Genomic DNA, 290 nt, shown 5'->3' on the forward strand with positions numbered 1-290 from the left:
CTCTAATGCGCGTTAAGCCGCGCGTGGAGGTTGTTGTGTTTCCAGGTGCCGGCCTCGCTGAACTCGTTCAGTTCCAGCGACAAAGCGAGCCCACTCTGTTCGAATGCATCGGCAAAGTGCTCCTTGATGAGCATGAATATCGCGTGGCCGGTAGCTTTTTTCACGACTTCAGAGCGTCCGGTGGCGATCTTCAGGTTCGCGTGCAGGAAGGCGGCGTCGGCGCGTCCATCGGCAATGCAATAGTGTTCGCAGCGCAACGCGCGCACACGAATGCCGCCGAGCGGATAAAC

At 58.6% G+C, this 290-nt stretch carries 1 protein-coding gene; it reads right to left on the reverse strand.

Features of this window, described 5'->3' with window-relative positions:
* Positions 1 to 2 precede the first annotated feature (2 nt).
* A partial coding sequence (locus tag EN824_RS34620; RefSeq protein WP_135933239.1) for a 5-carboxymethyl-2-hydroxymuconate isomerase occupies positions 3 to 290 on the reverse strand: 288 nt, incomplete at its 5' end.

The organism is Mesorhizobium sp. M8A.F.Ca.ET.181.01.1.1 (assembly GCF_004792025.1).
Lineage (GTDB): Bacteria > Pseudomonadota > Alphaproteobacteria > Rhizobiales > Rhizobiaceae > Mesorhizobium.